Source organism: Isoptericola cucumis (assembly GCF_014635665.1).
Classification (GTDB): Bacteria; Actinomycetota; Actinomycetes; order Actinomycetales; family Cellulomonadaceae; genus Isoptericola; species Isoptericola cucumis.
In genome coordinates this window covers 121105-141218 of sequence record NZ_BMDG01000005.1, presented here as the reverse complement: position 1 = coordinate 141218, position 20114 = coordinate 121105, and the positions used below count along the sequence as shown (strand labels likewise).

The window sequence follows — 20114 nt, the reverse complement described above, 5'->3', positions numbered from 1 at the left end:
GGAACCCTCCGGACGCGACGAGGCCCGGTCCCCCGGTCGTGGTGACCGGTGGGGACCGGGCCTCGTCGTAGGCCTTGTGACGGGGTGCCCGACGGCCGTCAGCGCCGGTCGACGTCCACGACGTCGACCCGCACCGGGCCGTCGGTGGCGAGCGCACCGACGACGGTGCGCAGCGCCTTTGCCGTCCGACCACCGCGGCCGATCACACGGCCGAGGTCGTCAGGGTGCACCCGCACCTCGAGCAGGTCGCCCCGGCGCTGCGTCCGTGCGTTCACCCGGACGTCGTCCGGGTTGTCCACGATGCCGCGCACCAGGTGCTCGAGGGCCTCGGCGAGCATCAGGCCCCGGCCTCGGCCTCGTCGGCCTCGGCGGCCGGCTTCTCGGTCTTCTTCTCGGCGGCCTTGGCCTTGACCTTCTCGGCCTCGGCGGCGACAGCCTCGACCGCGGCGGCGTTGTCCGCCTTGACGGTCTTGGTCCTCAGGGTGCCCTCGGCGCCCGGGAGACCCTTGAACTTCTGCCAGTCACCGGTGATCTTCAGGAGCGCGGCAACCTGCTCGGTCGGCTGCGCGCCGACGCCGAGCCAGTACTGCGCACGCTCGGACTTGATCTCGATGAACGACGGCTCCTCGGTCGGGTGGTACTTCCCGATCTCCTCGATGACCCGACCATCGCGCTTGGCGCGCGAGTCGGCCACGACGACACGGTAGTACGGGGCCCGGATCTTGCCGAGACGCTTCAGACGAATCTTGACGGCCACTTAGTGGTGTCTCCTGGTTCTGGTGGGATGACCGAACGCGCCGCCGGGTGGGGTCCTGGCGGCCGGGTGGTCAGGACGCGGCCTGTGCAGGTGAGAGGGGCCTGGACACGCCGAGTACCCGGACATTGTGCCAGACGCGGACCCCGACCCCCAACCCGGACCCACCTCCGGCTCAGCCGAGCTCACCGTCGGCCGGGCGTGCGGTTCCGCAGCGGGCGCGTGCCTCGTTCCTCGGCCCCCACCCTGCGCTGCGGCCTCCGGCTCAGCCGAGGACCACCTGGCCGCGCAGCACGACCGCGGTCGGGTGCCGGAGCACCTCGATGTCCTCGCGCGGGTCGGCGGGGTACACGACGAGGTCCGCGCTGGAGCCGTCGACGACGTCGCCGAAACCGAGGAACTCCCGGGCCCGCCAGCTCGCCATCGCGACGACGTCGGGCGCCGGGATCCCGGCGGCGACCAGCTCGGCGCACTCGTCGGCCACCCGCCCGTGACCGAGCGTCCCGCCCGCGTCGGTGCCGACCAGCAGCGGGACGCCGGCGTCGTACAGGGCCCGGACCTGTTCGTGGCGACGGGCGTGCATGCGCCGCATCCGCTCGGCGTAGCGGGGGTACCGGCCGTCCGCCTGCCCGGCGATCTCCTCGAACCGCGCCACCTGCAGCAGCGTGGGCGTGACCGGGATCCCCCGGGCGGCGACCTCGTCCATGAGCTCGGCCGGGATACCCGTGCCGTGCTCGATGCCGTCCACCCCGGCGGCGAGCAGGTCCCCCACGACCTCCTCGGAGAAGGCGTGCACCGTGACCCGCGCCGCCTCCGCGTGCGCGGCGGCGACGGCGTCGGCCAACACGTCGCGCGGCCACAGCGGCCCCAGGTCCCCCGCCTCGCGGTCGATCCAGTCGCCCACGAGCTTGACCCAGCCGTCCGAGTCGCGCGCCTGCGTGCGCGCGGCGCCCGGCAGGTCGGCGACGTCGTCCAGCTCGAGGCCGAAGTGGCGCAGGTACCGCCGGGAGCGGGCCAGGTGCCGGCCCGCGCGGACCAGCCGGGGCAGGTCGGCCCGGTCGTGCACCCAGCGGGTGTCGAGCGGCGAGCCGGCGTCGCGCACGAGGAGGACGCCCGCGTCGCGGTCGGTGAGAGCCTGCGCGACCGCGGTCTCCTGGTCGACCGCTCCCCCGGCGTCGAGCCCGACGTGGCAGTGCACGTCGACCAGGCCGGGCAGCACCCAGCCGGAGAGCTCTCGGGTGGCGCTGCCCTGGGGGGCGCCGCGGGTGAGGCTGACCCGGCCCTCGCGCACCCAGAGCTCGCCCACCTCGCGCTCGTCGCCGAGGAGGACGTGGCCGCTCACGTGCAGCGGGACGTGCGGGACTGACATGGGACCGAGAGTACCGTCGGCGGACCCGGCGGCCCGTCGGCCGTCCGGGCGGCTCTCCTCAGCCCTCTCGCCCGGGCGGGCGAGGGGTCAGCGGCCGCCGAGCAGCTTGTCGAAGCCGGCGGGCAGCTGCAGGTTCGCCAGGTCCTCCTCGGACGGCTGCTCCTGGTCCGCGCCCCCGACGCCGAAGGCCGACCCCGCGGGGGCCTTGCTCCCCCCGCCGCCGAGCGCGCGCTGCATCGCCTCGCGCTCCTGCTGGGCGCGCTTCGCGGGGTTGCCCGACTTGCCCTTCTTCTTCTTGGCAGGCGGCTGCTTGCCGCGCGCCTTCTTGCCGCCACCCGGCATCCCCGGCATGCCGGGCATCCCGCCGGGCATGCCGGGCATCCCGGGCGCGCCGCCGCCCTTGCTCATCTGGCGCATCATCTTCTGCGCCTGGGTGAACCGGTCGAGCAGGCCGTTGACGGCGGTGGTCGTCTGGCCCGAACCGCGCGCGATACGCGCCCGGCGCGAGCCGTTGATGATCTTCGGGTTCTCGCGCTCCGCCGGCGTCATCGACTGGATGATCGCCTGGACGCGGTCGACCTCGCGCTCGTCGAAGTTCTCGAGCTGGTCGCGCATCTGCGCCATGCCCGGCAGCATGCCGAGCATCTTCTTCATCGAGCCGAGCTTCTTCATCTGCTGCATCTGCACCAGGAAGTCGGACAGCGTGAAGTCCTCGCCCGCGCTGACCTTGGCCGCCATCTTCTCGGCCTCTTCGGCGTCGAAGGCCCGCTCGGCCTGCTCGATGAGGGTGAGCACGTCACCCATGTCGAGGATGCGCGACGCCATCCGGTCGGGGTGGAAGACCTCGAAGTCGGTGAGCTTCTCGCCCGTGGAGGCGAACATGATCGGCCGCCCGGTGACCCGGGCCACCGACAGCGCGGCACCGCCGCGCGCGTCGCCGTCGAGCTTCGAGAGCACGACGCCGGTGAAGTCGACGCCGTCGAGGAACGCCTGGGCCGTGGCGACGGCGTCCTGGCCGATCATCGCGTCGATGACGAACAGGACCTCGTCGGGCGTCACGGCGTCGCGGATGTCCGCGGCCTGCTGCATGAGCACCTGGTCCACGCCGAGGCGGCCCGCGGTGTCGACGATGACGACGTCGTGCTGCTTGGCACGCGCCTCGGCGACGCCGTCGCGCGCCACGCCCACCGGGTCGCCGATGAGCGTGTCCGTCTCGGCGTCGGACCCGCTGGTGTTCCCCGGGTGCGGCGCGAAGACCGGCACGCCCGCGCGCTCGGCCACGACGGACAGCTGGGTGACGGCGTTGGGGCGCTGCAGGTCGGCAGCGACGAGCAGCGGGGTGTGCCCCTGCTCCTTGAGCGCGAGCGCCAGCTTGCCGGCGAGGGTCGTCTTGCCGGCACCCTGCAGACCCGCGAGCATGATGACCGTCGGCGGCGTCTTGGCGAGCTGCAGCGCGCGCGTCTCGCCGCCGAGGATCCCCACGAGCTCGTCGTTGACGATCTTCACGACCTGCTGCGCCGGGTTCAGCGCGCCCGACACCTCGGCCGAGAGCGCGCGCTCGCGCACCGAGGCGGTGAACTCGCGCACCACGGGCACGGCGACGTCGGCGTCCAGGAGGGCGCGGCGGATCTCCCGCACGGTCGCGTCGATGTCCGCCTCGGAGAGCCGTCCCCTGCCGCGCAGGTTCTTGAACGTCGAGGTGAGCCGGTCCGACAGGGAGTTGAACACCAGGCAGGTCCTTCAGGTCGATGTCCGCACAGTGATGCCCGCGTCGAGGTGCCGCGAGACGTGTTGCGGTCACCCAGCCTACCGGCCGGCGGGCGTGGCCCCCTCCGCGGCCAGCGCCGCGCGGCCCCGGGCGGTGAGGTCGTCGACCAGGCCGGCCCGCCACGCCGTCCACCCGCTCGGCCCGAGGGACGACGCGTCCGCCTCGGTGATCACCCGCAGCGCCTCGAGCAGGTCGGCCCGGCGCCCGACGGCGTCGAGCAGCTCGCCGAGCGTCTCCGGGGCCGCGGGGTCCGCCGTGGTCGCGAGCCGCGCCAGGGTCAGGTGATGACGCACGAGCAGGCCGACGTCCGCCGCGACGCCCGCGTCGAAGCCGAGCCGCCCCACGACCTGCGGCGCCACCCGGGCGCCCTCCGTGCTGTGGTCGGCCTCGAGCGCCCCGCGGCGCTTGCCGACGTCGTGCAGCAGCGCACCCAGCAGCACCGGCACGGACGGCGCCGCCGTCGCCCCGGGCGTCGCGGCCACCCGCCGGCGCACGCCCGCCGCGCGCGCCGCCGTCTCCACGAGGTGCCGGTCGACCGTGTGCCGGTGGATGGCCGCCCGCTGGGGCTTGTTCCGCACCGCCGCCCACGCCGGGATCCACGTGGTCACGACGCCGGCCAGGTCCAGCGCCTCCCAGACCGGGACCTGCGCGGGCCCGGCGCCGAGCAGCGCGAGCAGCGCCGCACGGGCTGCCGCCGGCCACGGCTCGGGCGGCGGCGGGCACTGCGCGAGGGAGCGCACCGTCACCGGGGAGAGCGCCAGCCCGGTGCGCGCCGCGGTGGACGCCGCCCGCAGGGCCAGCAGCGGGTCGGTGGCCGGCTCGACGCCCACGGCCAGCACCAGCTCGCCGTCGTGCTCCACGAGCCCCTCGCCCACCGATCGCAGCCGCGGTGCCGCACGCCTGCCACGCACGAGGACGGGACCGCGCGCCGGCGGGCGCTGCAGGGTCCGCAGCGCCCGGCGTGCCGTCGCGTCCAGCGCGTAGGAGATCTCCCGCCCCGCGGCCGCGAGCCCGGCCAGCAGCTCGTCCGGGTCGTCGTGGCCGCACCGGGCCGCGACCTCGTCCAGGTCGGCCAGCAGCAGTCGCGTCGTGCGCCGCCGCGTCACGACCTGGAGCGTGTCGCGCACGTCGAGCAGGTGCGCGGACGCCTGGTCGACACCCCCGTGCGGGCGGTCGGTGAGCCAGGTCGCCGCGAGCGCGGTGAGCAGCACCGCGTCGCGGACCCCGCCGCGGGCCTCCTTGAGGTCGGGCTCGATCAGGTAGGCCAGCTCGCCCGCCCGCTCGGCGCGCTGTCGCGCGCTCGCCAGCAGCTCGGGCAGCCGGCGGCGCGACGCGGAGCGCCAGTCGGTGAGGATGGCGGACGCCGCGCGGTGCACGACGACCGCGTCCCCGGCGACGGGACGCACGTCCAGCCAGCCCACCGCGGCGGGCAGGTCCCTCGACGCCAGCTGCCGCGTCTGACCCAGGGTCCGTACGGCGTGGTCGAGGTGGACACCCGAGTCCCAGAGCGGGTACCAGAGCCGCTCCGCGACCCGGGCGACCTCTGCGGGCCGGTGGGTGCGCCCGTCGTGCACCAGCACCAGGTCGAGGTCCGACGCCGGGCCGAGCTCGGCGCGCCCCAGGCTCCCCACCGCCGCGAGCGCCATCCCCGCCGGGTCGACGTCGGCGGTCGCCGCCGCGTACAGGGCGGCGAGCCGGTCGGTGACGATCTGCTGGAGCGCAGCGCGGCGTGCGACCCCCGAGCGTCCCGGGCCCGTCAGTGCGGCGGCGGCATCGAGCAGGTCGGAGCGCAGGTCGCCGACCGGGCCCCGCGCCCCGTGCGGGGTGCGGGGCCCGGTCGGTGCCGACGGAGACGCCGACGACGACGCCGGCGGAGGGACCGGCGGGTGCTGCGGCAACTCAGAGCGCCGCGTCGCCGTGCTCGCCGGTGCGCACCCGCACGACGTCGTCGAGCGACGTGGTCCACACCTTGCCGTCGCCGATGCGCCCCGTCTGGGCCGCGGTGACCACCACGTCCACGACCGTGGCCGCGTCGTCGTCGCCGACGAGGACCTCGACGCGGACCTTCGGCACCAGGTCGACGGTGTACTCCGCGCCGCGGTAGACCTCCGTGTGCCCCTTCTGGCGGCCGTAGCCGCTGGCCTCGCTGACCGTCATGCCGCGGATCCCCGCGGCCTCGAGGGCCGACTTCACGTCGTCCAGGCGGTGGGGCTGGATGACTCCGGTGACGAGCTTCATGCGCGGATCTCCTTAGCGACAGAACCCTGCTGGATCGTCTCGTAGGCCGTCTCGCTGTGCACCGCGAGGTCGATGCCCGCGACCTCGGCCTCCTCGGAGACCCGCCAGCCCATGACCGCCTTGAGGGCGATCGCGATGACGTAGGTGACGACCGCGGAGAACACGACCGCGACGACGGCGATGATCACCTGCACGGCGAGCTGGTTCAGCCCGCCGCCGTAGAACAGGCCGGTCTCGGTGGCGAGGAAGCCGATGGCCACGGTGCCCCAGAGACCGGAGACGAGGTGCACGCCGACGACGTCGAGCGAGTCGTCGTAGCCGAACCGGTACTTGAGCCCCACCGCGAAGGCGGACAGCACCCCGGCGCCCGCGCCGACGGCGATCGAGCCGACAGGGCTGACGGAGCCGGCCGCCGGCGTGATCGCGACGAGGCCCGCCACGACGCCCGAGGCGGCGCCCAGCGAGGTCGCCGAGCCGTCGCGCAGCTTCTCCACGACCAGCCAACCGAGCACCGCGGCCGCCGTCGCCACGGTCGTGTTCACCCAGGCCAGCCCGGCGAAGCCGTCAGCCGTGAACGCGGAGCCGCCGTTGAAGCCGAACCAGCCGAACCACAGCAGGGCCGCCCCGAGCATCACCAGGGGCAGGTTGTGCGGGCGCATCGGCTCCGCGCCGAAGCCCTTGCGCCGGCCGACGACCAGGGCCAGCACCAGCGCCGCGACACCCGCGTTGATGTGCACCACCGTGCCGCCGGCGAAGTCGATCGGCGTGGCGATGGACGCGAACGGCCCGTCGCCCGACAGGAGCCCGCCGCCCCAGACCATGTGCGCCATCGGGAAGTAGCACAGCGTCACCCACAGGGCCACGAAGACCATCCAGGTGCCGAACCGCGCACGGTCGGCGATCGCGCCCGAGATCAGGGCGACCGTGATGATCGCGAAGGTCGCCTGGAAGCCGACGCCGACGATCCCCGGCACACCGAAGTCGTCGATCAGGAACTCGCCCGACGCGTCGTAGATCGCGCCCGACAGGCCGAACTGGTCGAACGGGTTGCCGACGATCCCGCCGACGTCCGCGCCGTAGGACATCGACCAGCCCCACAGCACGTAGACCACGCCGACGACGGCCATCGCGCCGAACGACATCATCATCATGTTGAGGACCGACTTGCCGCGCACCATCCCGCCGTAGAAGAGCGCCAGTCCCGGGGTCATCAGGAGCACGAGGGATGCCGACATCAGCATCCACGCGGTCGCTCCGGTGTCCAGCTCCATGAGTTGTCCCTCCCTCGCCGGCCGGGCGGCCGGGTCGGGACAACCGTCGGCGAGCGGGGTTTCCCCTGGACGCGACTCCTGTGACGCCCGTGTGACAAGAGCCGCGCGGGCGTAAACATCAGGTTTCGCGGGCTCACCTCCGGCTCAGCCGAGCTCTCTGTCGGCCGAGCCTGCGGCTCCGCTCCGGCTCAGCCGAGGAGCCCGTCCACGAACTGCTCCGCGTCGAACGGCGCCAGGTCGTCGGGGCCCTCACCCAGGCCGACGAGCTTGACCGGCACGCCGAGCTCGCGCTGCACCGCCACGACGATCCCGCCCTTGGCGGTGCCGTCGAGCTTGGTGAGCACGATGCCGGTGACGCCCGCGACCTCGCCGAACACGCGCGCCTGGTTGAGCCCGTTCTGCCCGGTCGTGGCGTCGAGGACGAGGAGCACCTCGGACAGCGGCGCCTCGCGCGTCACGACTCGGGTGATCTTGCCCAGCTCGTCCATGAGCCCGGCCTTGTTCTGCAGCCGGCCGGCCGTGTCGACGAGCACGACGTCCGTGCCGTCCACGCGCCCCTTCTTCACGGCGTCGAAGGCGACCGACGCGGGGTCGGCGCCGTCGCGGTCCGAGCGGACCGTCTCGACGCCCACGCGCGCGCCCCAGGTCTGCAGCTGGTCGGCGGCCGCCGCGCGGAAGGTGTCCGCGGCGCCGAGCACCACCGACCGGTCCTCGGCGACCAGCACCCGCGCGAGCTTGCCGACGGTCGTCGTCTTGCCGGTGCCGTTCACGCCCACGACGAGCACGACCGCGGGCAGGCGGGTGCCGTCGTCGGCGAGCGGCCCGTGCGTGGCGACCTCGCGGTCGAGGGTCGGGTCGACGATCTTCAGCAGCTCCTCGCGCAGCAGCTGACGCACGGAGTCCGCGTCGCGCACGCCCAGCACGCGCACCCGGGTGCGCAGCGACTCCATCAGCTCGCCCGCGGGGCCGGCCCCGATGTCGGCCAGCAGCAGGGTCTCCTCGAGCTCGTCCCAGTCGTCCTCGGTGAGGTGGTCCCGGGAGAGCACGCTCAGCAGGCGGGCGCCGAGCGGGGAGCCGGAGCGCGCGAGCCGGTCGCGCAGCCGCACCAGGCGGCCCGCGGCGGGGGCCGGGGTCTCGACGACCGGTGCGGGCGGCGCGGCGACGGTCGCGTCGTCGGCAGGTACGGCGACGGGCGGCGCCTCGGCAGGGGGCTCCTCGACGGCGGGAGCGGGCGCCTGGGGTGCCGCGCCGCCGCGCCGGCGGGAGCGCGGGACGAGCAGGGCGGCGCCGCCGCCCACGACGACGAGGACGCCGAGCAGGATCCAGAGCCAGAGCAGATCAGTCACGCGCACAGTCTTCCAGAGACCGTGGGCGCGCCCGCCCCGACGACGGAGCCGTCGGCGCGGCCGTCACTCGGGCTTGTGCACCGTCCCCACGTGCAGCGTGGTGCGCGCCTGCTGCCGCGCGCGGTGCAGCACGTCCGAGAGCTCCTCGGCGTCGACGTACCCGGGCGCGGACTCGATCGTGGCGGCGAAGAAGTCGTCCATGTCCGTGTCCACCGGGTCGCCGGGCTCGGCGCGCCGGTCCCGGCGGCGCAGCCCGGAGGTGAAGTCACGGACGAACCGGCGCAGGCCGGGGGGCTCGTCGGTGCTGGGATCACGACGCTCCATCACGTTGGCCACCAGGAAGACTGCGCCCGCGAGGACGAGGGATCCGAGGACCCAGACGACGAACGTGATCATGTCGCTATTCTCACAAGACTTCGGCGCTCTCGCGCATTCGTTGGGAGATGACGGTCGTCACACCGTCGCCGCGCATCGTCACGCCGTACAGCGCGTCGGCGACCTCCATGGTGCGCTTCTGGTGCGTGATGACGATGAGCTGGGAGTCCTCCTGCAGCTCGCGGAAGATCTCGAGCAGCCGGCCGAGGTTCACGTCGTCGAGCGCGGCCTCGACCTCGTCCATCACGTAGAACGGGCTCGGGCGCGCCTTGAAGATCGACACGAGGAAGGCGACCGCCGTCAGGGAGCGCTCGCCGCCCGACAGCAGCGACAGCCGCTTGACCTTCTTTCCGGCGGGCCGGGCCTCGACCTCGATGCCGGTGGCGAGCAGGTCGGCGGGGTCGGTGAGCACGAGCCGCCCCTCGCCGCCCGGGAACAACCGGCCGAACACCCGCTCGAACTGCTCCGCCGTGTCGCGGTACGCCTCCGCGAAGACCTGCTGCACCCGCTCGTCGATCTCCGCCACGATCTGCAGCAGGTCCTCCCGGGACTTCTTGAGGTCGGCCAGCTGCTCCGTGAGGAACTGATGACGCTCCTCCAGGGCGGCGAACTCCTCCAGCGCCAGCGGGTTGACGGTGCCGATGCGGGCGAGGGCCCGCTCCGCGGTCTGGAGCCGCCTGGCCTGCTCCTCGCGCACGTACGGCACCGGGTCGGGGTCCGGGTCGTCGTCGGCGGCGTCCTCCGGCCGCGGCACCGGCACCTCGCGGTGCGGCCCGAACTCCTCCACCAGCGCCTCGGGGTCGGTGCCGAGCTCGTCGACCGCACGGGTGCGCAGCTGCTCCAGGCGCGCCTCCTGCTGCGCGCGCGCCACCTCGTCACGGTGCGCGACGTCGGTGAGGTCGCGCAGCTCGCCCGTCAGTCGCTCCGCCCCGGCCCGGACCTCGTCGACCTCCGCCTGCCGGGCGGTGCGGTCGGCCTCCGCGGCGGCCCGTTCCGTCCGTGCACGCTCGACCGAGCGCGCGAGCACCTCGAGCGCCGCGCCGGCGTCGTCGCGCACCGACGCCGCCACCCGGGCCTCGGCGGCACGGTGCCGCGCCCGCCGCTCCGCCTTCTCCCGGGCCGCGCGCTCCTGCTCCGCCGCCCGGGCCAGCCCCTGGGCCCGCCCCGAGACGGCACGTGCCCGCTCCTCGCAGGTGCGCAGCTCCAGCCGCGCCTCCGTCTCCCGCGACCGGGCCTCGGACGCCGCGGCCTGCGCGGCGTCCCGCTCGGTCTGGGCGGCCGCCAGCTGCTCCTCGGACTGGGCGGGCTCGGTCTCGGCCACCTCGAGCCGACGGGTCAGCGCCGCCAGCTCCGCCTCGTCGGTCTCGCGCCGTTCGGCCGCCTGCGCCAGGGCGGCGCGGTGGCGCTCGGCCTCGGCCGTCGCCGCCCGGTGCGCGGCCCCCAGCGTGCCGAGCTGCTCGGCGACCGCGGCGAGCGCCGCGTCCGACTCGTGCAGCCGGGCCAGGGCGCCGTCGTGCGACGCCTGCGCCGCGGTGAGCCGCTCGCGCGCACCGACCAGCTCGAACCGGGAGCGCTCGCCGCGGGCCGTCGCGTCCTCCAGCCCAGCGCGCGCCTCCTCGAGGGCCGAGGTGAGGTGCAGCACGCTCGGGGCCGCCGCGGAACCGCCCCATGCCCGCCCGGCTCCCAGCAGGTCCCCCGCCCTGGTCACCGCGACCACGCCCGGGGCGTCGTGCACCAGCGCGCGCGCCTGCGCCAGGTCGTCGACCACGACGACGTCCCGCAGCAGCGTGCGCAGGGGCGCCGCCGCCGGGCCCGCGACCGTCACGACGTCCGTCGCGCGACGGGCGCCGTCGGGGAGCCCTGCGGCGGTCGCGCCCGGCTCGGAGGCCTCCGGCGACCCGCCCACGACGAGCCCCGCCCGTCCGGCGTCGTCGTCGCGCAGGCGCCGCAGCGCGTCGACCGCCGCGTCGACGTCGGCCACCGCGACCGCGTCCGCCACCGGCCCGAGGGCCGCGGCCACCGCGTCCTCGTACCCCGCCTCCACCCCGAGCAGGGCGGCCACCGAGCCGAGCACGCCGTGCTGCTCGCCGGCGAGGAGCGCCCCCGCGCCGTCCTTGCGGTCGAGGCTCAGCTCGAGCGCCTCGACGCGCGCGCTCCAGGTGGCGCGGTCGCCGTCCGCCGCCGCGGAGTCCTCCGTCAGCCGCTCCACCGCGGCCTGCGCGTCCGCGAGCTCCGCCGACGCCGCCTCGTGCCGGGCGTCGAGGTCCTCCTCGCCCTCCTCCGCACCGACGACCTGCACCTCGAGCGCGCTGAACTCGCGCGACGCCTCCGCGGCGCGCCGCTCGGCCTCGTCGAGGACCGCGCGGAGGCGCTCGAGCTCGGCGTCGGCGGCCTCCACGCGGCTGCGTCGCGCGCCGACCTGCCCGGACAGCCGCGCGAGCCCCTCGCGACGGTCGGCGGCTCCCCGGTGGAGGGTGGCGAGCTCGCGCTCGGCCCCGTCCGCGGCCTCCTCGGCCGCGCTGCGCGCCGCGGTCGCGTCGGCCAGCGCCGCGCGCGCCCGCTCGACCTCACGGGTCAGCTCCGCCTCGGACGCCCGGGCCCGCTCCGCCTGCGCCTCCAGCTCCGCCGGGTCCTGGCCGCGCTGCTCCGGCTCCGCGGTCCCCAGCAGGCGCACCCGCTCGTCGGCCAGGCGGGCGAGCCCCTGCAGCCGCTCGCGCACCGCGCCGAGCGCGTGGAACGCGTCCCCGGCGCGACCGGACGTCGCCGTGGCCTCCGCCGCGGCGACCTCGAGCCGCGCCAGCTGCTCGCGCGCCAGCCCCAGCTCCCGCTCGGTCTCCTGCTGCCGCTCGCGCAGCGCGGCCTCGTCAGCCTTCTCCTGCGCGAGCTGGGCGGTGAGCTGGGCGAGGTCGTCGGCCAGGAGGCGCGACCTCGCGTCGCGCAGCTCGACCTGGACGGTGCGCGCCTTGCGTGCCGCCGCCGCCTGGCGGCCCAGCGGGCCGAGCTGGCGCCGCAGCTCGGCCGTGAGGTCGGTGAGGCGTGCGAGGTTGCCCGCCATCGCGTCGAGCTTGCGCAGCGCCTTCTCCTTGCGCTTGCGATGCTTGAGGACTCCCGCGGCCTCCTCGATGAAGCCGCGCCGGTCCTCCGGCGTCGCGCGCAGCACCTGGTCCAATTGGCCCTGGCCCACGACGACGTGCATCTCGCGCCCGATGCCGGAGTCGCTGAGCAGCTCCTGGATGTCGAGGAGCCGGCACGAGCTGCCGTTGATCGCGTACTCGGACCCACCGCTGCGGAACAGCGTGCGGGTGATCGTGACCTCGGTGTAGTCGATCGGGAGGGCGCCGTCGGTGTTGTCGATCGTCAGGGAGACCTCGGCCCGGCCGAGCGGCGGCCGCCCCGACGTGCCCGCGAAGATGACGTCCTCCATCTTGCCGCCGCGCAGCGACTTCGCGCCCTGCTCCCCCATCACCCACGACAGGGCGTCGACGACGTTCGACTTGCCGGAGCCGTTGGGACCCACGACGCACGTGATGCCCGGCTCGAGGCTCAGCGTCGTCGCCGAGGCGAACGACTTGAAGCCCCGGAGCGTGAGCGTCTTGAGGTGCACGCGGCGAGCCTAACCGCCGGACGCCCGGATTCCGCGGACCTGGGCCGGAGCGCACGAAGGCGGCACCCCCGGGGAGGGTGCCGCCTGTCGTCGGGGCGCCGGTGCGGTGCCGGGCCGCCTCAGAGGCCGGGGAACCAGAGCCCGATCTCGCGGGCGGCGGACTCGGGAGAGTCCGACCCGTGCACGAGGTTCTGCTGGACCTTCAGGCCCCAGTCACGACCCAGGTCGCCGCGGATCGTGCCCGGCGCCGCCTCGGTGGGGTTGGTCGCCCCGGCGAGCGAGCGGAACCCGGGGATCACGCCCTGGCCCTCGGCCACGACCGCGAGCGTCGGGCCGGACAGCATGAACTCCACGAGGGGGGCGTAGAACGGCTTGCCCTCGTGCTCGGCGTAGTGCGCCGCGAGCAGCTCGGTGGTGGCCTGCTTCAGCTCCACGGCGGCGAGCGTGTAGCCCTTGGCCTCGATGCGCCGCAGCACCTCGCCGGACAGGCCGCGGCGGACGCCGTCGGGCTTCACGAGCACGAGGGTGCGCTCGACGTCGTGCTGGTCGGGCGCGGCGGGCATGGCGGTCTGTGCTGCGTCGGTCATGCCCCGAAGCCTATCGGCGCCGAGCCGCTGCCCCGGCCCTCCTTCGAGAACGTCCTCGTGGACGAAACTCGGCCGAGTTTCGTCCACGAGGACGTTCTGGAAGGAGGACGGCGGGCAGACACGATCAGGCGACGTCCCGTTGCCGCCACCCGAGGCGGACGAGAAGATCCGCCATCCGGTCGCCGACCCTCCCGGGCACCCGGAGCTCTGCCCAGGTGGCCCGCTGGATCAGCACGCCGCCCTCCGCCACCAGGCGGTTCTGGCGCCTGCGGTCCTCCAGGAGCGCCTCCGGGGCGGAGTGCACGCCGACGCCGTCGACCTCGAGCAGCACCCACCGCCCGTCGGGCAGCGACCACGCCAGGTCGCTCCGCCCGAGGAATCGGCCGTCCGGGTCCTCGACGACGTGCTGCAGGTCGTCAGGGGGTACACCGGCGTCCAGGCAGTCCAGCCTGGCGAACGTCTCGAGCGGCGACTCCGCGCGCCCGTCCGTCAGCCGCCACCAGCCGTGCGTCCGTTCGACGCCCCGCCGACCCCGCGCGAGGTCGTGCGCCGCCTCGACCTCGGCACGGGCGATCAGGTCCTGGTGGACGGCGTTGTCGAGCACCGCGACCGCGTGCCGACGGTCGAGGGTCGGCACGGCCTGTCCGAGTGCGTGCACCACGGCCGCCACGCGACCGCCGGACGCCTCGACGACCCCGACTGCCGGGTCGAGCTGCCGGACGACGATCCCGTCGCGAGCGCGCCGATGGTGGCCCCCGGCCACCATGACCTCGGGCCGGACGACGAGCGGCAGGCCCTGCACGCCGTGGAGCGCCAGGGCGGCCTGCCCCACGGCGACCGCCGTCGGCCCGTGCGCGAGCAGGCCGATCCATGCCGCCCGCCGACGACGGTGGTCGAGTGCGTCAGGCTTCGGACGGTCCGCCGCGGGGACGGGGTCCGTGTCGTAGACGCCGGTCGTCACCCGCACCCACCGGCCCTGACCGACCATGCGCGCCTGCCACCGCGGGTCGACGCCGCACGCGTCGGCCTGCGCGGCGGACACCAGGTCCTCCTGCCGGCGCGCGAGCCCGAGGACCTCCTCGGGGATCTTCTTCAGCGGTCGCACGCCGCGCAGTCCAGCAGCCCGCGCCCCCGCGGTGTTGCCCGTAGCCCTGGTCTGTGGACACGTCCGGCCGCGGACGACCTGGGGACGACGTCGCCTCGACGCAGGCTCCGGATGTACGAGAACGTCCTCGTGGACGAAACTCGGGCAAGTTTCGTCCACGAGGACGTTCTCGAAGGGGGGTCAGGCGTTCGGGGCCGTCTCCGGGTGCTCGGCGTCGTACGCGGCGCGCTCCCGGTCGATGCGGGATCCCAGCCGCAGGGACACCACCCACATCGCGACGAAGATCCCGCTGACGATGAACATCATCGGCAGCAGCAGCCCCATCGCGAGGACCGGCACCTGCACGGCCGTCCCGGCGACGTAGCCCATGGGCGTGCCCATCATGCGCGACAGCACCAGGAGCACCAGGAACAGCACCCCGACGACCGTCCACAGCGCCACGGTCGAGGGGATGACCAGCGGGCCGCGCTCGTACCCGGAGTTGCGCAGGCCGTACAGGGCGAACCCGGCGAACAGCACCACGAACGCCTCCAGCTGCAGGATCGTCGAGGTGAACTGCACCTGGGCCGGCTTGCGCGGCTTGATCGTGTCCCCCGGGCGGGGGCGGTCGTTCTTGCTCACGACCCCACGATATCCGCGCGCTCGCGCTCCGGGTGCCCGTCGTCGTCCGGCGTCGTGCTGCCGTCGTCGGACGGCGTGCCGGCGACGCGGCTCCCCACGCGGTCGATGCCGCCGTCGATGCCGCCGTCGAAGCCGCCGTCGACGCTCACGACGCCGTCGCCCGCCGCCGGGGCCTTGGCCGGGTCGGCGACCGCCTCGCCGCGCGCCACCATGCCGGCGACGTCGGAGAGCTTGATCACCGGCAGGAAGACCGCGAGCACGAGGCCGACCGCCACGAGCGGCACGAGGTACCAGAACGAGGGGGCGAGCGAGTCGGCGTACGCGTCGATCACGCCCGACTTGAACGGCTCGGGCAGCTGCTGGACCGCGGCTGGCGTGAGGCTCGCCTCGGACCCGGCTCCCCCGCCGGGTGCCCCGGCGAAGACACCCTGGAGGTTGTCGGTGAGCCGCGTGGTGAAGATCGTCGTGAACAGGGCGGAGCCCACGGCCGCGCCGATCTCGCGGAAGAAGTTGTTCGCGCTGGTCGCGGTGCCGAGCTCGTGCGGGTCGACGGCGTTCTGCACGGCGAGCACGATCGTCTGCATCACGAGGCCCATGCCGGCGCCGAGCGTGAAGATCATGGCACCGAACAACCACATCGACATGTCGCCGGACAGCGTGGTCAGCCAGACCATCGCCAGGCCGACCACGACCAGCCCGACCACCGGGTACGCCTTGTAGCGGCCGGTCTTGGAGATCGCGATGCCCGAGACGATGGACGTGAGCATCATGCCCGCCATCATCGGCAGCATCAGCCAGCCGGACTCCGTCACGCCGGCGCCCGTGGACATCTGCAGGAACGTCGGGATCATCGCCATGGCGGAGAACATGCCCATGCCCAGGACGAGACCGATGAGGGTCGTGATCGTGAACGTGCGGTTGGTGAACAGCCGCAGCGGGATCAGCGGCTCCTTGGCGCGGGTCTCGGCCACGATGAACGCCGCCACGGAGGCGAGCGTGAGGACGGCGAGACCGGACAGGCGCCAGTTCGACCAGTCGTACCCGGCGGAGGACAGCGACTCCCAGCTGGTGAGCAGCACGATGCCCGTGGTCGCGACGGCCATCGTGACGATGCCCGCCCAGTCGACGGGTCGCGACGACCGGTGCGACGGCAGCCTGAGCGCGAACCAGGCGATGGCGAACGCGGCGATGCCGATCGGGATGTTGAGCCAGAAGGCCCAGCGCCAGCCCGGGCCCTCGGTGAGCCAGCCGCCCATGAGCGGGCCGAGCACCGCGGAGATGCCGAAGAGCGCGCCGAGCGGGCCCATGTACTTGCCGCGCTCGGACGCCGGGACGATGTCGGCGATGATCGACTGCGACAGGATCATCAGGCCGCCGCCGCCGAGGCCCTGCACCGCCCGCCACAGGACGAGGGTGAGCATCGAGTCGGCGAACCCGGCGCCGGCGGAGGCGAGGGTGAACAGGCCGATCGCGACGAGGAACGGCCAGCGCCGCCCGTAAAGGTCGCCGAACTTGCCGTAGAGCGGCATGCCGATGGCGACGGCCAGGATGTAGGCCGTGATGACCCACCCCTGGTGCTCGACGCCGTTCAGCTCGCCGACGATGGTGGGCATCGCGGTGCCGACGATCGTCTGGTCGAGGGAGGACAGGAACATGGACGCCATCAGGGCGCCGAAGATCAGCCAGACGGTGCGCTGCGTCAGGACGACGAGCGGCTTGTCCGGCGCGACGGGGGCGGCGTGACTCATGGGGGCACCTCGGATCGGTGGCGCACGCGGCGCCGGGGTCTGACGGGGGTGGGACGGACGGGACGAACGGGCGGGCGGCGCGGCGGGCGCCGCCACGTCACGCCGTGAGGACGGCGCCGAGCTGTTCGACGACGGGCGACACGTGGTCGCCGACGTCGCCGGTGTGGCCCGAGCGGTCCCAGGAGTCCATCGCCGCCCGCGCGACGACGAACACGACCATGGCGCACACGTCGGCGTGCGCCGGCAGGGGCCGCGTCTCGTGGCGCCGCTCGAACAGGGCGGTGACCTGGGACTTGTGCCGCTCGAACCAGGCGAAGTGCCGGCCGAGCAGCCGCGGCTCGAGCTGGAGGATCTCCAGCGTCTGCTCGGCGCGGTGCTGCCCCGCGCCGGCCAGGGCCGCCAGCAGGGCACGCACGAGCACCTCGACGTCGGAGATCAGGCGACCGGTGGGACCGCCGGCGGCGAAGCCCTCCCGGACCTCGGCGCCCAGCTCGAACGCGCCCTGGCCGAGCACCGCGTCGTCCTTGGACTCGAAGTAGTTGAAGAACGTCCGCGGAGAGATGGCTGCCGCCTCGGCGATCTCCTCGACCGTGACCGCGTCCAACCCTCGGTCGAGCACCAGGCGCTGCGCGGCGTCGACGATCGCCTCGGCCCGCGCGCGCTTCTTGCGCTCACGCAGGCCGACGCCATCCGGGGAGGTCGACGCGGTCACCGGACAATAATGCACCCTGTGCAATTTTGCACCAAGTGCAAATATGGGTGAGCGTCGTCACACGTCCGCCGCCCGGGGGCGGCCGCGGGCTCAGGCCTCGCCGAACCCGCCGTCGATCAGGCCGACGACGGTGGCCACGGCCGTCTCGGCGCCGGGGCCCTGCGCGGTGACCTCGAGCTCAGTGCCCGCGGCGGTGCCCAGCGCCATCAGCTGCAGCACGCTCGTCGCGTCCACGCCCTGGATCCGCACGGGGATCCCGAACGACGCGGCCGTGCGGGCCACGAGCGCCGCCGGGCGGGCGTGCAGCCCCAGCGGGTTGCGGACCACGGTGCGCGCCGTCGCCACGTCGCTGCCGCGCAGCGGCGCGCCGACCGTGCCCACGAGCTCCCCCGCCACGACCGTCCCCGCCGGGCCCGCGTCCGGCGACGGGCCCGCCTCGACCAGCTCGACGACCGGGCGCGGGCCGATCGACGTCACCGCGCCCTCCGCGGACGCCACGACCGCGTCCAGGCCCGCGCCCTGCTGGGCGGTGACCGCCGCCGCCACCGCGCCCTCCACGAAGGGGGCGGACGCGAGGCGCACGCGCGGGGGGAGGTCGTCGTCCAGCTCGAGCGCCGACTCGACCGTGAGGACGGCCGAGCCCAGGTCGGCGAGCACGACCACGCCGGCGGCGCCGTCGGCGAGGAGGTCGGTCAGGGCCTCCGTCACCTTCTCGAGCGACGTCCCCAGGCCGCCGTCGACGTCGCCCGCCGCGTTCGCGACGACGACGTCGGGGGCCATCTCGTGCGCCAGCTCCGCCGTCCCGTCGGCCAGGCGCGCGGAGTGGGAGACCAGCAGGAGCGCGACGCTCATCGGTCCGGTCCCGCCAGCGCGGCGTCCCGGGCCGCGCCGAGCACGAGCGCCGTCGACCGGGCCCCCGGGTCCTCGTGGCCCGCGCTGCGTTCCCCCAGGTAGGACGCCCGGCCCTTGGTCGCGACCATCGGCACCGTGGCCCGCGCCCCGGCCTCGGCCGCGTCGGCGGCCGCCGCCAGCACCTCCACGGGGTCCTGCCCGGCCGCGGCGGCCGCTGTCGCCGCCTCCACCGCCGGGGTGAGGGCGTCGACCATCGTCTTCTCGCCCGGCTCCGCGCGGCCCCGCGACGTCACGCCCTCCAGCGCCGCCTCCAGCAGCACCACGACGCCCGACGTGTCGACCTCGGGCCGGGCCGAGCGCTTGGCCGCCCGGAGGAACGCCGTGCCGTACAGCGGCCCGGACGCGCCGCCGACCTTCGACATGAGGGTCGTCGCCACGAGCTTCAGGACGTCGCCGACCTCGGTGCGCTCGGCCGCGTCCGGCTCGTCGAGCTTGGCCACGACGGCCTGGAAGCCGCGGTGCAGGTTCTCGCCGTGGTCGCCGTCGCCGATCTGGCGGTCGAGCTCGGTGAGCTCGTCCTTCGCCTCGGCCACGACCTCGGCCGTGCGTCGCACCCAGCGCTCCGCCCACACCACGTCGAGCCCCATGACCGCACGCCTCCCCATCTTTCGACAGTCGTCACGAGCGCCGCCGGGCGCTCCTCACCAGTGCAACGCCGCGGTGGCCACCGGCGCGTCCCACAGCTGCTCCAGCTCGTCGTCCAGCCGGAGCACCGTCACGGACGCGCCCTGCATCTCCAACGACGTCACGTAGTTGCCCACGAGCGACCGGGAGACGGAGACGCCGTGCTCCTCGAGCAGCCCGCGCGCTCGACCATAGACGACATAGAGCTCGGACAGCGGGGTCCCGCCCATCCCGTTGACGAGCAGCAGCACCCGCTCCCCCGCGGCCAGCCCCAGGTCCTCGACGACGGGGTCCAGCAGGCGCTGCGTGATCTCCGCGGCCGGGGCCATCCGGATGCGGTGGCGCCCGGGCTCCCCGTGGATGCCGATGCCGATCTCCGCCTCGTCGTCGGCGAGGTCGAAGCTCGGCCGGCCCACGTGCGGGACGGTGCAGGCGGTGAGCGCCACCCCCATCGAGCGGACGTTCGCCACGACCCGCTCGGCGACGGCCGCGACCCCGGCCAGGTCGTCCCCGCGGTCGGCGGCCGCCCCGGCGATCTTCTCCACGAGCACGGTGCCCGCGACGCCGCGCCGGCCCGCCGTGTACAGCGAGTCCTCGACCGCGACGTCGTCGTTGACGAGCACGCTGGTCACCTCGACGCCCTCGGCCTCGGCCAGCTCCACGGCCGTCTCGAAGTTCAGCACGTCGCCGGTGTAGTTCTTGACGATCGTCAGGACGCCGGCGCCGCCGTCGGCCGCCTGGATCGCCGGCAGGATCTGGTCGGGCGTGGGCGAGGTGAACACGGCGCCCGGCACGGCCGCGTCGAGCATCCCGGCGCCGACGAACCCGGCGTGCAGCGGCTCGTGGCCCGAGCCCCCGCCGCTGACCAGGCCGACCTTGCCCCGGACCGGCCCGCCGGCCCGGGTGACGTGGACGGGATCGGGGTGCACCTCGACCAGGTCACCGTGCGCGAGGGCGAACCCGGCGAGCGAGTCGACCACCGCGTCCGCGGGGTCGTCCAACAGCTTCTTCATGACGTGCCTCCCTGTCCTCCGGGGCGCAGCGAGCCCCGCCCGCGACGTCCTCGGCACGGACGGGACC

General features: G+C 74.7%; 18 protein-coding genes. All 18 read right to left on the bottom strand.

The features are described 5' to 3' along the window. Positions 1 to 98 precede the first annotated feature (98 nt). Positions 99 to 338 (bottom strand): RNA-binding protein, encoded by a 240-nt coding sequence (locus IEW03_RS08845; RefSeq protein WP_188523304.1) that lies wholly within the window; start codon positions 336 to 338, stop codon positions 99 to 101. After that, positions 338 to 757: a 30S ribosomal protein S16 gene (gene rpsP / locus IEW03_RS08840; RefSeq protein WP_188523303.1), complete on the bottom strand. Its 420-nt coding sequence runs from the start codon at positions 755 to 757 to the stop codon at positions 338 to 340. Before rpsP ends, IEW03_RS08845 begins: the two co-directional genes overlap by 1 nt. Positions 758 to 1019: 262 nt before the next feature. Beyond that, the gene (locus IEW03_RS08835) at positions 1020 to 2123 is read right to left on the bottom strand and encodes an amidohydrolase family protein (RefSeq protein ID WP_188523302.1); all 1104 of its coding nucleotides are present in this window, start codon (positions 2121 to 2123) and stop codon (positions 1020 to 1022) included. 87 nt (positions 2124 to 2210) lie between these two features. After that, positions 2211 to 3851: a signal recognition particle protein gene (gene ffh / locus IEW03_RS08830; RefSeq protein WP_188523301.1), complete on the bottom strand. Its 1641-nt coding sequence runs from the start codon at positions 3849 to 3851 to the stop codon at positions 2211 to 2213. 78 nt (positions 3852 to 3929) lie between these two features. Continuing rightward, positions 3930 to 5789 carry a [protein-PII] uridylyltransferase family protein gene (locus IEW03_RS08825; RefSeq protein WP_188523300.1) on the bottom strand — a complete coding sequence of 620 codons (1860 nt, stop codon included), beginning with the start codon at positions 5787 to 5789 and terminating at the stop codon, positions 3930 to 3932. Between the two features lies 1 nt (position 5790). After that, positions 5791 to 6129: a P-II family nitrogen regulator gene (locus IEW03_RS08820; protein ID WP_188523299.1), complete on the bottom strand. Its 339-nt coding sequence runs from the start codon at positions 6127 to 6129 to the stop codon at positions 5791 to 5793. Further along, positions 6126 to 7400, bottom strand: a complete 1275-nt coding sequence (locus tag IEW03_RS08815) for an ammonium transporter (protein ID WP_188523298.1) — start codon at positions 7398 to 7400, stop codon at positions 6126 to 6128. The genes IEW03_RS08820 and IEW03_RS08815 overlap by 4 nt, the downstream gene beginning before the upstream one ends. A 188-nt stretch (positions 7401 to 7588) precedes the next feature. Beyond that, positions 7589 to 8746, bottom strand: a complete 1158-nt coding sequence (gene ftsY, locus IEW03_RS08810) for a signal recognition particle-docking protein FtsY (protein WP_188523297.1) — start codon at positions 8744 to 8746, stop codon at positions 7589 to 7591. Between the two features lie 63 nt (positions 8747 to 8809). Beyond that, positions 8810 to 9142, bottom strand: coding sequence for a hypothetical protein (locus tag IEW03_RS08805; protein ID WP_188523296.1), 333 nt, complete (start codon positions 9140 to 9142; stop codon positions 8810 to 8812). A gap of 10 nt (positions 9143 to 9152) precedes the next feature. Further along, positions 9153 to 12725: a chromosome segregation protein SMC gene (smc, locus tag IEW03_RS08800; protein ID WP_188523295.1), complete on the bottom strand. Its 3573-nt coding sequence runs from the start codon at positions 12723 to 12725 to the stop codon at positions 9153 to 9155. Positions 12726 to 12844: 119 nt separating this feature from the next. Next, positions 12845 to 13312 (bottom strand): nucleoside-diphosphate kinase, encoded by a 468-nt coding sequence (gene ndk / locus IEW03_RS08795; protein WP_188523294.1) that lies wholly within the window; start codon positions 13310 to 13312, stop codon positions 12845 to 12847. A gap of 124 nt (positions 13313 to 13436) precedes the next feature. Next, the gene (locus IEW03_RS08790) at positions 13437 to 14417 is read right to left on the bottom strand and encodes a type IV toxin-antitoxin system AbiEi family antitoxin domain-containing protein (RefSeq protein WP_188523293.1); all 981 of its coding nucleotides are present in this window, start codon (positions 14415 to 14417) and stop codon (positions 13437 to 13439) included. Positions 14418 to 14597: 180 nt separating this feature from the next. Continuing rightward, positions 14598 to 15038: a DUF4233 domain-containing protein gene (locus tag IEW03_RS08785; protein ID WP_188523292.1), complete on the bottom strand. Its 441-nt coding sequence runs from the start codon at positions 15036 to 15038 to the stop codon at positions 14598 to 14600. Beyond that, entirely contained in the window at positions 15035 to 16786 is a 1752-nt protein-coding gene (locus IEW03_RS08780; RefSeq protein ID WP_188523291.1) for an MDR family MFS transporter, read from the bottom strand. The genes IEW03_RS08785 and IEW03_RS08780 overlap by 4 nt, the downstream gene beginning before the upstream one ends. Before the next feature lie 97 nt (positions 16787 to 16883). Beyond that, entirely contained in the window at positions 16884 to 17498 is a 615-nt protein-coding gene (locus IEW03_RS08775) for a TetR/AcrR family transcriptional regulator (protein ID WP_188523290.1), read from the bottom strand. A gap of 90 nt (positions 17499 to 17588) precedes the next feature. Further along, positions 17589 to 18350, bottom strand: a complete 762-nt coding sequence (gene dhaM, locus IEW03_RS08770) for a dihydroxyacetone kinase phosphoryl donor subunit DhaM (protein ID WP_188523289.1) — start codon at positions 18348 to 18350, stop codon at positions 17589 to 17591. Then, positions 18347 to 18997: a dihydroxyacetone kinase subunit DhaL gene (dhaL, locus tag IEW03_RS08765; RefSeq protein ID WP_188523288.1), complete on the bottom strand. Its 651-nt coding sequence runs from the start codon at positions 18995 to 18997 to the stop codon at positions 18347 to 18349. The genes dhaM and dhaL overlap by 4 nt, the downstream gene beginning before the upstream one ends. Before the next feature lie 54 nt (positions 18998 to 19051). Next, entirely contained in the window at positions 19052 to 20047 is a 996-nt protein-coding gene (gene dhaK / locus IEW03_RS08760; RefSeq protein ID WP_188523287.1) for a dihydroxyacetone kinase subunit DhaK, read from the bottom strand. Between the last annotated feature and the right edge of the window lie 67 nt (positions 20048 to 20114).